General features: G+C 70.4%; 9 protein-coding genes. 4 read left to right on the top strand and 5 right to left on the bottom strand.

The window, feature by feature from the left end; genetic code table 11:
* Positions 1 to 9: 9 nt before the first annotated feature.
* From ACFYVR_RS12855 to ACFYVR_RS12835, 5 genes are all read right to left on the bottom strand, one after another.
* Positions 10 to 1797 (bottom strand): ABC-F family ATP-binding cassette domain-containing protein, encoded by a 1788-nt coding sequence (locus ACFYVR_RS12855; protein WP_387473420.1) that lies wholly within the window; start codon positions 1795 to 1797, stop codon positions 10 to 12.
* Positions 1797 to 2741: a 4-(cytidine 5'-diphospho)-2-C-methyl-D-erythritol kinase gene (locus tag ACFYVR_RS12850; protein ID WP_387473417.1), complete on the bottom strand. Its 945-nt coding sequence runs from the start codon at positions 2739 to 2741 to the stop codon at positions 1797 to 1799. Before ACFYVR_RS12850 ends, ACFYVR_RS12855 begins: the two co-directional genes overlap by 1 nt.
* A gap of 56 nt (positions 2742 to 2797) precedes the next feature.
* On the bottom strand, positions 2798 to 2968 hold the full coding sequence (locus ACFYVR_RS12845) for a hypothetical protein (RefSeq protein ID WP_387473414.1): 171 nt from the start codon (positions 2966 to 2968) through the stop codon (positions 2798 to 2800).
* A gap of 32 nt (positions 2969 to 3000) precedes the next feature.
* Complete coding sequence (locus tag ACFYVR_RS12840; RefSeq protein ID WP_387473411.1) at positions 3001 to 3201, bottom strand: hypothetical protein; 201 nt, start codon at positions 3199 to 3201, stop codon at positions 3001 to 3003.
* 85 nt (positions 3202 to 3286) lie between these two features.
* On the bottom strand, positions 3287 to 4690 hold the full coding sequence (locus tag ACFYVR_RS12835; protein ID WP_387473409.1) for a wax ester/triacylglycerol synthase family O-acyltransferase: 1404 nt from the start codon (positions 4688 to 4690) through the stop codon (positions 3287 to 3289).
* A 689-nt stretch (positions 4691 to 5379) separates the two neighbouring features.
* Here ACFYVR_RS12835 and ACFYVR_RS12830 point away from each other — a divergent pair.
* The 4 genes from ACFYVR_RS12830 to ACFYVR_RS12815 all read left to right on the top strand — a co-directional run bounded on the left by ACFYVR_RS12830 (position 5380) and on the right by ACFYVR_RS12815 (position 13570).
* Entirely contained in the window at positions 5380 to 10845 is a 5466-nt protein-coding gene (locus ACFYVR_RS12830; protein ID WP_387473407.1) for a carboxyl transferase domain-containing protein, read from the top strand.
* 147 nt (positions 10846 to 10992) lie between these two features.
* Positions 10993 to 11199 (top strand): heavy-metal-associated domain-containing protein, encoded by a 207-nt coding sequence (locus tag ACFYVR_RS12825; protein ID WP_387473405.1) that lies wholly within the window; start codon positions 10993 to 10995, stop codon positions 11197 to 11199.
* Positions 11196 to 11348 (top strand): hypothetical protein, encoded by a 153-nt coding sequence (locus ACFYVR_RS12820; RefSeq protein WP_387473402.1) that lies wholly within the window; start codon positions 11196 to 11198, stop codon positions 11346 to 11348. The genes ACFYVR_RS12825 and ACFYVR_RS12820 overlap by 4 nt, the downstream gene beginning before the upstream one ends.
* Positions 11345 to 13570 (top strand): heavy metal translocating P-type ATPase, encoded by a 2226-nt coding sequence (locus tag ACFYVR_RS12815; RefSeq protein ID WP_387473400.1) that lies wholly within the window; start codon positions 11345 to 11347, stop codon positions 13568 to 13570. Before ACFYVR_RS12820 ends, ACFYVR_RS12815 begins: the two co-directional genes overlap by 4 nt.
* The last annotated feature ends 32 nt before the right edge of the window (positions 13571 to 13602 follow it).

Raw genomic sequence — 13602 nt, 5'->3', positions numbered from 1 at the left:
CGGCACCGATCATTCGAGCTCGGCCGCGAGCTCCATCCACCGTTCCTCGGCCGACTCCTTGTCCGCGACCACCGATCGCAGTTCCGCGTCGAGCCGTTGCAGTTCCTGGGGATCGGTGGCCGCCGCCGCGAGCAACTGGTGCAGGGTGTCCTCACGATCCGACAGCTTGGCGACCTGGCGTTCGATCCGGGCGAGTTCCTTCTGCGCCGCGCGGTCCGCGGCGCCGTCACGCACCACGACCGGACCCGTGTTCGCCAGGGCAGCGGCAGCCGGCGGCGGTGGTGTCGCCACCGCCGCCACCTCCGCCCGCCGGCGCAGGTACTCCTCGATCCCGCCCGGCAGGTTGGTCAGTCTGCCGTCGCCGAACAGCGCCCAGGTGCTGTCACAGATCCGTTCGATCAGATACCGGTCGTGACTGATGACGACCAGGGTTCCCGCCCATCCGTCCAGGATGTCCTCGAGCTGCTGCAGTGTGTCGATGTCGAGATCGTTGGTCGGCTCGTCGAGCAGCAGTACGTTCGGCTCGCTCATCAGCACCCGCGTCAGCTGCAGTCGGCGCCGCTCGCCACCGGAGAGGTCGCCGACCGGGGTGCGCTGCCGGGCCGGGGTGAACCCGAGCCGCTCCGCCAACTGGCCGGCCGAGATCTCCTTGTCGCCCAACATGATCCGCTCGGCGACATCCTTGACCGCGTCGAGCACGCGCATGTCGGTCGGCAGGTCGTCGAGTTCCTGTCGGAGCCAACCGATCTGGACCGTCTGCCCCTGGATCCTCCGACCGGTCGCGGGCTCGAGCTCCCCCGCGAGGGTGCGCAACAGCGTGGTCTTGCCCGAACCGTTGACCCCGACCAGACCGACCCGCTCGCCGGGCGCGAGGCGCCACGTCAGGTCCCGGACGAGTTCGCGGCCGTCCGGTGTCGCCAGGCGCACGTCCTCGAGTTCGATGACGACGCGACCGAGCCGCCGCTTGGCGAACGACGCCAACGCGACGGCGTCACGCGGCGGTGGGACGTTCGCGATCAGCGCCTCCGCGGCCTCGACCCGGTAGCGCGGCTTCGACGTGCGCGCCTGCGGACCGCGTCGCAGCCAGGCGAGTTCCTTGCGCGCGAGGTTCTGCCTGCGTTCCTCGGCGGCGTCGGCCTGCCGGGCGCGTTCGGCGCGCGCGAAGATCCAGTCGTTGTACCCGCCCTCGTAGCTCTCGACCTTGCCGCCGACGACCTCCCAGGTGCGGGTGGCGACGGTGTCGAGGAACCAGCGGTCGTGGGTGACGACGACGAGGGCGCTGCGGCGGGACAGCAGGTGCTCGGCCAACCACTGCACGCCCTCGACGTCGAGGTGGTTCGTCGGCTCGTCGAGGACCAGCAGGTCGAGGTCCTGCACGAGTGCCGCGGCCAGCGCCACCCGTCGGCGCTCGCCGCCGGAGAGCCCCTCGACGCCCCGGTCCAGCCCGACGGCGTCGATGCCGATGCCCGCGAGGATCGACCGGATCCGGGCGTCGCCCGCCCACTCGTGCTCGGCCAGACCGAGCGGCGCCACAACGACGTCGGCGACGGTGGCGCCGACGGGGAGGGCGCCGCGCTGCGTGACGACGGCCATCCGCAGACCGCCGACGCGGCTGACCCGCCCGGCGTCGGGTTCCTCGAGTCCGGCGAGCACCTCGAGCATCGTGGTCTTGCCGCCGCCGTTGAGGCCGACCACACCGATCCGCTCGCCCTCCTGGACGCCGAGCGACACCGAATCGAGCAGCGGCTTGATGCCGAAGGACTTCGAGACCTGCTCGAGGTTGATCAGATTGGCCATCAGTGTTCCGTTCGCTGGTGTTCGGTCTCGTCGCCCACGACCCTCGCCCCCGGCACCGGTCCGTGCGCGACCCGGACGGTGCGGCACACGCCCGCCCCGGCCAGCTCGGCCCCGACCGCGACTGCCGTGTCGGCGTCGGCACACAGGAACGCGCAGGTCGGCCCGGATCCGGAGACGATCCCGGCGAGCGCACCGGCGGCCGTACCCGCACGCAGGGTGCGCCGCAGTTCCGGCGCGAGGGACAGCGCCGCGGGTTGCAGATCGTTGCCGAGGAGCGGGGCGAGCTTCGTCGCGTCACCCGAGGCGAGCGCCTGGATCAGGTCGTCGGCGTCGCCGATCCTCGGCGGGTCGCCCGCCGTGCGCAGCCGGTCGAGTTCCCGGAACACCGCCGGCGTGCTCAGACCACCCTTCGCGAGGGCGAGGACCCAGTGGAAACTGTTGCGGGACAACACCGGAAGCAGCTTCTCGCCGCGGCCCGTACCGAGCGCGGTCAGACCGTGCAGGATGAACGGGACATCGCTACCGAGCTCGGCACCCAACGTGAACAGCTCGGCTCGATCGAGTCCCAGACCCCACAGTTCGTCGAGCCCGACGAGAGCGGCCGCCGCATCGGCGCTGCCCCCGGCCATGCCACCGGCGACCGGGATGCCCTTGTCGATCGTGATCGCGACGTTCGGAGCCCGCCCCGCGCGTCGCGCGAGCAGTTCCGCAGCCCGCCAGACGAGGTTGTTCCGGTCCGTGGGCACCGCGGCGGCATCCGTGCCGCGCACCCGCACCGTGAGCTCGTCGGCGCCCGCGATCGTGACGTCGTCGCTGAGCGACAGCGCCTGGAACACGGAGGTCAGCTCGTGGTAGCCGTCTTCGCGCAGATCACCGACGCCCAGGTGGAGGTTCACCTTCGACGGAGCCCGGACGGTCACCGGGCGCGGAACAACGGACAGCACAAGGCACCAGACTAGTGGAGGCGCGCAGGTCCACCGGCCGTCGGTCCCGGAGGCCGTCAGCGACGGGGGCGGTCCGCGAACATCGCTTCGATGCGCGCCTTGATCTCGTCGGTGGAGAATCCCGCACCCCGGACGGGCGGACGCGGCTGTCGCCCCGCATCGACGTGGGCGGCGTTCCCGGACATGACGGCGACATCCGCCGGAGACGCTGCGTCGATCGTATTCATGTGTACTGCAATCCCTTTCGTGCTGAATCGAGCTAGATGACGAGTCCCGCGAGTCCCACCCCGACCACGGTTCCCACGGCGATCAGAGCGGACACCGCGAACGATCCGGTGACCACGGCAGCCGGCGCGGCCGCCGGCACCGCCGAGGCCAACGCGATCGTCGACGCCGATCGCAGTCGGAAACGCTCCGCGTCCTCGACGCGGCGATGCCTACCGGATGTGGTGTGGTTCATGATCGAGAACCTCCCTGGTCGAGTTGCGCGGACTCTTCGGCTTCTTCGTGGCGCTTCGGCCTGTGCGCGGTACGGCACCGACCGGTCAGAGACCCACTGCCTCCTCGAGTCGGCCGAGTTCGTCGTCGAGGTGCCCGACGAGAGGCGCCAGGTCCGGGACGCTGCGGCGGCATCCGGTCAATCCGAACGCGATCTCGTCGTCGGTGCTCGTGCAGGTGATGTTCAGCGCCTGCCCGTCGACCGGGATCGACAGCGGATACAGCGCGGCCATCCGGGCACCGTTCCAGTACAGGGGGCCACGGGGACCGGGGACATTCGAGATCATCACGTTCGCGGGCCGGACGGGGCTGTGCCTGCCCAGGACCATTCCCATCGCCAGCGGGGCCACCCCGAGCGCGCTCATGGCGCGGATCTGGGTCGCACTGCGGGCGACCATGGTCTCTTTCCCCTCCGCCATCGACGCGCTGACCGCGCTCAACCGCCGTCCGGCGTCGTCCAGGTCGGTCCCGAGGTTGCAGGTCAGGACGCCGATCCGGTTTCCCCCACGCGACTCCTCCCCCGACGAGCCGTCCGAGGGCTGCCGCAGTGAGACCGGGACCAGCGCGTGCAGCGGCTGCGCGGGGAGCGCATCGCCTTCCGCGAGGAATTCGCGCAGAGCACCCGAACACATGGCCAGGACCACATCGTTGATCGACGCGTCGGCATGCTTGGCCACCAGCCGCAACCGCTCGAGCTGCCACGACCCCGCGGCAAACCGGCGGGCGCCCCCGATGGGGACGTTGAACAGCGAAGACGGCGACGCCAGCGACAGCGAACCACCTCGGCCGTGGATCGCACGATCAACCGTGTCGGCGAGCGCGGGGAGGATCCCCACGACGTCGCCGGCGACCTCACGGGCGGCGCGGATCGCCGCACCTGCGAGATCGACGGCTCCGACGGTCGAGCCGACCGCGGCCAGGCCGAGCTTGGGGGCTCTCGGCTCCCAGGGCGCGGCCATGCCACGTGCCGACTCGTCCCCGCTCAACGCGCTGCGCAGCAACCGCATGGCGGAGACCCCGTCGGTCAGCGAGTGATGGATCTTCATGTACACGGCGAACCGTCCGTCCGCGAGCCCTTCGATCAGGTGCATCTCCCACAACGGCCTGCTGCGGTCGAGCAGTCCGGCGTGCAGGCGGGAGACGAGGTCCATCAATTCGGCGATGCCGCCGGGCTGGGGCAACGCGTCGTGCTGCACATGGTGGGCGAGGTCGATCTCGGCGTCCTCCTCCCAGGCCCACTGCCCCAACGTCGTCAGGGACCGGCGCGGACGGCGGCGGAGATGGGGAGCGACCCAGTTGCGCGCGAGCGCGTCGTCGAGCATCTCCCGGACGTCCGTGGCGTCGCCGCCCTCCGGCGGGTCGAAGAGGACGAGTCCGCCGACGTGCATCGGATGTTCCCGGGACTCCCCGAGCAGGAACATCGAGTCGGTAGGGGACATCGGTCGCAGCATTTTCCGCCAATCACGCAATTCGGGTCATTCCCACATGCGGCAGTGAAAGTGATATCCGCCACTACCGGTAACAATAAGATGTGAAAATGGTCACTTTTCGTTGTCGTCGACGGTTTTCTACCCCATCAGGTCCCGAGACACCACTAGTCGGTCGTCCAAACCAGAGGTTACAGCTACCCGGGGCGGAGCTCCTGCCACTCGCGGGCCGAGGACTTACTCCCCGGTCACCGCAACTCACCTGGGCCAACCCCATCGCCCCGCAGACACCTGCAACCCCGGGTCGCAGACACCGACCGAACGTGTTCCACAGGGCGCCCGAAATAGCTACTCGCGGGTACGCGCAAAGCTACTCGAAAGTAGCCAGGAAACAGGATAGAAAGGCCAGTACTCGGGGGCGAATCACGTTGTGTTCGAAGGATGTTGGTTGATGTCGTAACGACATGACATCGCCGCCGAAATAATGCATGCTGGCTTATCGGTAGCGCCGATCGGACATCAGAGGGAGCGTCGGAGATACTCCGGCCGACCGGTCGCACGACGACCGATTCCTCCGACCGCGGTGCGCCGGGATTCTGCGTCGGGAAGCGCTTCGACGCGACTGTCAGCCTGCAGCGCATGTGCCCGACGACGTGCACATGCGCCGACAACTGTGGACGTACACGATGCAAGAGGGAACGGTGGCCAACCAAATGTTCAGACGAATTGCAGTCGTCAACCGGGGCGAGGCAGCCGTACGCCTGATTCGCGCCGTCCGCGAGCTCAACGCTGGGAACGATCACCAGATCACCGTCATCGCACTGCACACCGACGCCGAGCGTCGCGCGATGTTCGTCCGCCAGGCCGACGAGGGCGTGACCCTCCGGCCCTCCGCCACGGCCGCGACGCCGTACCTGGACCACGCCGAACTCGAGCGTGCGCTGATCGAGGCCCGCGCCGACGCCGTCTGGGTCGGCTGGGGCTTCGTCGCCGAGGACCCCGGCTTCGCCGACGTGTGCGCACGGCTCGGCATCACGTTCATCGGCCCGTCGGCCGACGCGATGCGCCTGCTCGGCGACAAGGTCGAGGCCAAGCTCCTCGCGGAGAAGGTCGGCGTGCCCGTCGCACCGTGGTCCGGCGGCCCCGTCGAGACCCGCGCCGACGCGCGCAGGCATGCCCAGGCCATCGGGTACCCGCTGATCATCAAGGCCCGCTCCGGCGGCGGTGGACGCGGCATCCGCAAGGTGTACTCCGAGGACGAGCTCGAGCTGGCTCTCGAGCGCACCCAGGGCGAGGCCGAGCGCTCCTTCGGCGACCCGGTCGTCTTCATCGAGCGCCTGGTCACCGATGCCCGCCACGTCGAGGTGCAGGTCATCGCCGACGCACACGGCAACGTGTGGGCGCCCGGCGTCCGCGACTGCTCGATCCAGCGCAAGAACCAGAAGGTCATCGAGGAGTCCGCCTCCCCGCTGCTGACCGCCGAGCAGTCCGCTCAGCTGCGGAAGGTGTCCGCCGAACTGGTCAAGGCCGCCGGCTACTGCGGCGCCGCCACCGTCGAGTACCTCTACCAGCCGTCCCAGCAGGTGTTCACCTTCCTCGAGGTCAACACCCGCCTGCAGGTCGAGCACCCCATCACCGAGTTCACCACCGGCCTGGACCTGGTCAAGCTGCAGATCCACGTCGCGAGCGGGCAGCCGCTCGTCGGGGACTGCCCCGCCGAGTTCGGTCACGCCGTCGAAGCGCGTCTGAACGCGGAGGACGCCGACAACGGTTTCGCCCCCGCGCCCGGCACCGTCCAGCTGCTCAAGTTCCCGCTCGGCTCCGGCCTGCGCGTCGACACCGGCATCGCCCAGGGCGACGTGATCCCGCCCGACTACGACTCGATGGTCGCCAAGATCATCGCGTGGGGCAAGGACCGCGACGAGGCGCTCGCCCGCCTGCGCACGGCGCTGCGCGAGACCACGGTCGTCCTGGACGGCGGCACCACCACCAAGTCGTTCCTGCTCGACCTGCTCGATCGTGAGGAGGTCATCTCCGCGTCCGCCGACACCGGGTGGCTCGACCGCACCGGCACGGGCACCGCGAACGGTCCCACGCCCGCCGCGGCCGTCGCGCTGCTCGCCACCGCGATCGGCGTGTACGAGACCGAGGAGGCACGCGAGCGCAGCGCCTTCCTGACGTCGGCGCGCGGTGGCCGTCCCCGCACCAAGAGCGCCTTGCGCCGGTCCGTGGAGCTGAGCTACCAGGGCCAGGCGTACACCTTCGAGGTCGGCCAGGTCGGCCCGCACCGCTACCGGATCGACGGCGACAGCGGTGAGGTCGAGGTCGACGTCGATCGCCTCGGCGAGTACGAACGCCGGCTCGTCGTCGGCGGTCGCCGCCACCACGTGGTGTCGGTCAGCGGCCCCGCCCACCACCTCGTCGAGGTCGACGGCATCAGCCACCAGATCAGCCAGGACGAAGCCGGCGTCGTACGCGCACCCTCTCCCGCGGTCGTCGTGGCCCTGCCCGTCGCGATCGGCGACGAGGTCGAGGCGGGCGACACCCTGGTCGTGCTCGAGGCGATGAAGATGGAGACCGCGATCCGGGCGACCTCCGCGGGCACCGTCCGAGAGGTGCTCGCCACGGTGAACGCCCAGGTCGACGCCGGTGCGGCGCTGCTCCGGGTGGATCCGGTCGCCGAGGAGACCGTCACCACGCAGGCTCCCCGGGTCGAGTTCGCCACGCCGGAGACACTCGAGAGCGACGACCTCACCGAAGCGCTCGCACATCTCGAGACGCTGACCGCCATGATCACCGGCTTCGACGTCGACGAGGCCCGCGCGGCGGCGCTGCGCGCCGAGTACGACGAGCTGCGCCAGCGACTCCCCGAGTCGGACCCGACGCTGGCGCGAGCCGAGTTGGCGCTGCTCACCACGTTCGCCGACCTGTGCGAGCTGTCCCGGAACCGGCCCACCGGCGACGACACCGACGAGCGCGTGCACAGCCCGCGTGAGCACTTCCACTCCTTCCTGAGCTCCCTGGACGTCGAGCTGGAGGGACTGCCGGAGTCGTTCCGCGCCAAGCTGTCCCGCGCGCTGCGGCACTACGACGTGGTCGAACTCGACCGGACCCCGGAGCTCGAGGAGGCGGTGCACCGGCTCTTCGTCGCCCTGCAGCGACTCGAGGCCCAGGTTCCCGTCGTGACCGGACTGCTCTCCCGGTGGCTGAGCGAGTGCCGCATCACGGACGAGCTGTCCGCCGAGGTCGAAGAGGTCCTGGACCGCCTGATCGTCGCCACCCAGCTCCGCGCGCCGGTGATCGGCGACATGGCCCGGAGCCTGCAGTTCCGGATCTTCGACGAGCCCGTCGTGCGCCGCGCCCGCGAGCAGATCTACGACGGCGTGCGGGGCAGCCTGCAGTACCTGTCCGAGCTGCCCGGCGCCACCGACCGTGCCGCACGGATCGACGCGATGGTCGACACCCCGGAGCCGCTCGTCGGCCTGCTCGCCGAACCGTGGTCCGCTCCGGCCGACCTCCTCGAGGTGGTCACCCGGCAGTACTACAAGATCCGCGGACTCGCGGACGTCAAGGCGGTCGATGGCCACGGACTCCCCTGCGTCACAGGGACTTTCGAGCTCTCGGGCGAGCAGATGCACCTGGTGTCGGTGGCCGCCGAGCACACGCGGCTGGCCGAGTCGCTGGACGTCGTCGACGCGGTCGCGGGACCGAACCCGGTCAACCTGGTCGCCGACCTGTACCTGACCTGGCCGGACGCACCGTCCGACGACGACGCCCTCGCGGAGTCGCTGCGCTCGAACCTGTTGGCGCGCAACGGTTCCTCCCCGTGGCGTCGGGTCACCGTCACGGTCACCGTGCCCGGGGCGATGACCACCCAGCGCCAGGTGACGTTCCGCCCGGACGACGCCGAGGGACTGGTCGAGGACCGCATCATCCGCGGCATGCACCCCCTGACCGCGCAGCGCCTGGACATGTGGCGGCTGAAGAACTTCGACGGCACCCGACTGCCCGCACCCGCAGACACGTACCTGTACCACCTTGCGGCCAAGGACAATCCGTCCGACGAGCGCCTGATCGCGATGGCACAGGTCCGGGACCTGACGCTGCAGTTCGACGAGGCAGGCGAGATCGAGGCCGTGCCGGCGATCGAACGCGCCGTCGCATCCTGCCTCGCCGGCATCCGCAGCGCGCAGGCCGGCCGCGGGCGCAAGCGCCTCGACAACAACCGAGTCGTGCTCTACGTGTGGCCGCGCCTCGACATCGCCGCCGACCGGCTGGCGCCGATCGCCCAGCACGTCGCCCCGCTGACCGTCGGTGCGGGCATCGAGCAGATCACCATGATCTGCCGGTTGCAGGAGTCGCCGACCGCGCAGCCGCGTCAGGTCGCGGTCCGGTTCTCCTACCGGTCCGGCGCCGGCCTGCAGGTCGCGATCACCGAGCCGCCGACGCAGCCGCTCAAGCCGCTCGACGAGTACACCCAGAAGGTGCAGCGCTCGAAGGCCCGCGGCACCGTCTACCCGTACGAGCTGATCCCCGCGCTGAGCGCGGGCGGCAGCTTCGTCGAGTACGACCTCGACGACACCGGCGCGCTGGTGCCCGTCGATCGCCCCTACGGCCGCAACAAGGCCGGCGTCATCGTCGGCGTGGTCACCACCGCCACCGAGCGCTACCCCGAGGGCATGACCCGCGTCGCACTGTTCGGTGATCCCACCAAGGCGCTCGGCACCGTCGCCGAGGCCGAGTGCTCGCGGATCGTCAAGGCGATCGACCTCGCCGAATCGCTCGGCGCTCCGGTCGAGTGGTTCGCGCTGTCCTCCGGTGCCACCATCTCGATGGAGTCCGGCACCGAGAACATGGACTGGGTCTCGCGGGGCCTGCGCCGGATCATCACGTTCACCCAGAACGGCGGCGAGATCAACGTCATCGTCGCGGGCATCAACGTCGGCGCCCAGCCGTACTGGAACGCCGAGGCCACCATGCTCATGCACACGAAGGGCATCCTGGTGATGACCCCGGAGAGCGCGATGGTGCTGACCGGCAAGCAGTCGCTGGACTACTCCGGTGGTGTGTCCGCCGAGGACAACTTCGGCATCGGCGGCTACGACCGCGTGATGGGCCCGAACGGGCAGGCGCAGTACTGGGCCCCGGACCTGACCGCCGCGATCGGCGTCCTGTTCGCCCACTACGAGCACGCGTACCTCGCGGCCGGGGAACGCTTCCCGCGCAAGGCCGAGTCGACCGACCCGATCGACCGGGACGTCCGCAGCTTCCCGCACGTGCACCCGTCGAGCGAGTTCACCACGGTCGGGGAGATCTTCTCCGCCGAGACGAACCCGGACCGCAAGAAGCCGTTCGACATCCGCACCGTGATGCGTGCGGTCGTCGACCAGGACCACGCCGTGCTCGAGCGGTGGGCCGACATGGCCGACGCCGACACCTCGGTGGTGTTCGACGCGCACCTCGGCGGCAACGCGGTCACCGTGATCGGCATCGAGTCGCGGGCGATCGCCCGCAAGGGCTGGTTCCCGACCGACGGCCCGGACCAGTGGACGTCGGGCACGTTGTTCCCGCGCTCGTCGAAGAAGACGGCGCGCGCGATCAACGCGGCGTCGGGCAACCGTCCGGTGGTCGTGCTGGCGAACCTGTCGGGCTTCGACGGCTCCCCGGAGTCGCTGCGGAACCTGCAGCTCGAGTACGGCGCCGAGATCGGCCGGGCGATCGTCAACTTCGACGGTCCGATCGTGTTCGTGGTCGTCTCGCGGTACCACGGCGGCGCGTTCGTCGTGTTCTCCGGCGCGCTGAACGAGAACATGGAGGTCCTCGCGGTCGAGGGCTCGTTCGCCTCGGTGCTCGGTGGCGCGCCCGCCGCGGCGGTGGTGTTCACCCGTGAGGTCAACGCCCGGACCGCCGCCGACCCGGCGATCAAGGACCTCGAGACGCGGCTCGCCGCGACCGACGACGCCGCGCAGCGCGCCCAGCTGCGGGTGGACCTGGCCGCCGAGCGCACCGCCGTCCGCAACGCCAAGCTCGGCGAGGTGGCCGCGGAGTTCGAGGCCATCCACAACATCGAGCGGGCCCGCGAGGTCGGTTCCGTGCACGCGATCGTGCCCGCCGCGGACCTGCGTCCGCGCCTGGTCGCCGCCGTCGAGCGGGGCATGGGCAAGGCGCTGAACGCGTAACCTGCTCCACGGCTGAAGGGCGCCTTCACTCGGTCTGACCGGGTGAAGGCGCCCTTCAGCCGTTTCAGGGGGTTGCGGCGGTTACCCCCCAGGGGTATCTTCGGCTGCGTCAGATACCCCTACCCCATATATGTACGAGGAGCCGACATGAGTGTCGCGACCTACACCGTCACCGGGATGACCTGCGGACACTGCGTGACCTCGGTCCGCGAGGAGGTCGGCGTCCTGACCGGCGTCACCGATGTCACGGTCGACCTCCCCACCGGGCAGCTGACCGTCACCTCCACGACCCCGGTCGACGCCGCCTCGGTCCGGGCCGCCGTGTCCGAGGCCGGCTACACCGCGCTGTCATGACCACCGCAACGAAGGTGGCCGCGTTCGTGGGAGCGCTCGCCGTCGTCTTCGCGGCAGCGCTCGGGACCGGGGCGGTCGTGGGGAGTCCGATCGACACGCCACCCGCCGTCACGGGCACCGACCACCACACCGGAGAGGAGCCACGATGAACCCCGTCGCGCACGCACCGACCGAGGGACAGGTCGAACTGCTGATCGGTGGCATGACCTGTGCGTCCTGCGCCAACCGCATCGAGCGCAAGCTGGGCAAACTCGACGGCGTCAGCGCCACCGTCAACTACGCCACCGAGAAGGCACACGTCAGCCACCGCGGCGATGTCAGCACCGACGACCTGATCGCGGCCGTCGAGGAGGCCGGTTACCACGCCCGGCTGCCGGAGGCGGCATCGCCGGAACACGCTGCCGCCGAGGACGATCCGGCGGACACCCTACGTCGGCGCCTGCTGATCTCCCTGGCGCTGACCGTCCCGGTGATCGCGATGGCGATGATCCCGGCGCTGCAGTTCACCAACTGGCAGTGGCTCTCGCTGACCCTGGCCGCGCCGGTCGTGGTCTGGGGTGCCTGGCCGTTCCACCGCGCCGCCTGGACCAACCTGAAGCACGGCACCGCGACCATGGACACCCTGGTGTCGATCGGCACCCTCGCCGCCCTCGGCTGGTCGCTGTACGCGCTGTTCTGGGGCACTGCGGGCGTCGCCGGCATGACCCACCCCTTCGAGTTGACCATCGCGCGCACCGACGGCACCGGCAACATCTACCTCGAGGCCGCCGCCGGGGTGACCACCTTCATCCTCGCCGGACGCTGGTTCGAGGCCCGGTCCAAGCGCCGCGCCGGCGCCGCGCTGCGCGCGCTGCTCGAGATGGGCGCCAAGGAGGTCTCCGTGTTGCGCGACGGAGTCGAACAGCGGATCGCTGTCGACCGGCTCGCCGTCGGCGACCTGTTCGTGGTGCGACCGGGCGAGAAGATCGCCACGGACGGAACGGTGACCGAGGGAGCGTCGGCCGTCGACGCGTCGATGCTGACCGGCGAATCGGTGCCCGTCGAGGTCGCGCCGGGCGACGCCGTCGTCGGCGCGACCGTCAACGTCGGCGGCCGGATCGTGGTGCGCGCCCGCCGAATCGGGTCCGACACCCAGCTCGCGCAGATGGCTGAACTGGTCGAACAGGCCCAGACCGGCAAGGCGCAGGCCCAACGACTGGCGGACCGGATCTCCGGGATCTTCGTTCCCGTCGTCATCGCTCTGGCCGTGGCCACCCTCGGATTCTGGCTGGGCACCGGCGGTTCCGTCGCGGCGGCCTTCACCGCGGCGGTCGCTGTCCTGATCATCGCCTGCCCCTGCGCCCTCGGCCTGGCCACCCCGACCGCACTGATGGTCGGCACCGGCCGCGGAGCACAGCTCGGCATCCTGATCAAGGGACCGGAGGTCCTCGAATCGACCCGGCTCGTCGACACCGTCGTGCTCGACAAGACCGGCACCGTCACCACCGGAACCATGACGCTGCTCGACGTCCACGTGGCGCAGGGCGAGTCCGCCGACGACGTGCTGCGGCTCGCCGGCGCACTCGAGGCCGCGTCCGAGCACCCGATCGCGAAGGCTGTCGCCTCCGCAGCGGCCGCCGCCGGGACGCTGCCCACGGTCGCGGAGTTCACGAACGTCGAAGGACTCGGCGTCCAGGGCGTCGTGGACGGGCACGCCGTCGTCGTCGGCCGACCCCGACTGCTCGCGGACTGGGCGCTCACACTCGCGGCGGAGCTCGAATCCGCGGTGCGCGCAGCGGAATCCGCCGGTCGAACCGCTGTCGCGGTGGGCTGGGACGGCAGCGCGCGCGGCGTGCTCGTCGTGGCGGACGCCGTCAAACCGACATCGGCAGAAGCGGTCTCGCAGTTGACGGGGCTCGGCCTGACCCCGATCATGCTCACCGGGGACAACACCGCCGCGGCCCGCGCCGTCGCCGACCAGGTCGGGATCGACGAGGTCGTGGCCGAGGTGTTGCCGCAGGACAAGGTCGACGTGGTTCGGCGGCTGCAGGCGCAGGGCCGGGTCGTCGCCATGGTGGGCGACGGCGTCAACGACGCGGCCGCACTCGCGCAGGCCGATCTGGGCCTGTCGATGGGCACCGGCACCGACGTCGCGATCGAGGCGAGCGACCTCACCCTGGTGCGCGGCGACCTGCGGTCCGCGGCCGACGCGATTCGCCTGTCCCGCAGGACGTTGCGGACGATCAAGGGCAACCTGTTCTGGGCGTTCGCGTACAACGTCGCAGCCCTGCCGCTGGCCGCGGCGGGCCTGCTCAACCCGATGCTCGCCGGCGCCGCGATGGCGTTCTCCAGCTTTTTCGTGGTGAGCAACAGTCTGCGGCTGCGCCGGTAGGCGGCTGCGCGGCCTGTGCGCGAGTCCGGTAG

Source organism: Rhodococcus sp. NPDC003318 (assembly GCF_042879035.1).
GTDB lineage: Bacteria > Actinomycetota > Actinomycetes > Mycobacteriales > Mycobacteriaceae > Rhodococcus_G.
The sequence above is the reverse complement of the archived record's forward strand: the minus strand, read 5'-3'. Positions and strand labels throughout refer to the sequence as shown.

Coding starts and splice junctions, on each gene's coding strand:
- ACFYVR_RS12855 (WP_387473420.1), bottom strand. CDS start 1,797: ATGGCCAATCTGATCAACCTCGAGCAGGTCTCGAAGTCCTTCGGCATC.
- ACFYVR_RS12845 (WP_387473414.1), bottom strand. CDS start 2,968: ATGAATACGATCGACGCAGCGTCTCCGGCGGATGTCGCCGTCATGTCC.
- ACFYVR_RS12840 (WP_387473411.1), bottom strand. CDS start 3,201: ATGAACCACACCACATCCGGTAGGCATCGCCGCGTCGAGGACGCGGAG.
- ACFYVR_RS12835 (WP_387473409.1), bottom strand. CDS start 4,690: ATGCTGCGACCGATGTCCCCTACCGACTCGATGTTCCTGCTCGGGGAG.
- ACFYVR_RS12830 (WP_387473407.1), top strand. CDS start 5,380: ATGTTCAGACGAATTGCAGTCGTCAACCGGGGCGAGGCAGCCGTACGC.
- ACFYVR_RS12825 (WP_387473405.1), top strand. CDS start 10,993: ATGAGTGTCGCGACCTACACCGTCACCGGGATGACCTGCGGACACTGC.
- ACFYVR_RS12820 (WP_387473402.1), top strand. CDS start 11,196: ATGACCACCGCAACGAAGGTGGCCGCGTTCGTGGGAGCGCTCGCCGTC.
- ACFYVR_RS12815 (WP_387473400.1), top strand. CDS start 11,345: ATGAACCCCGTCGCGCACGCACCGACCGAGGGACAGGTCGAACTGCTG.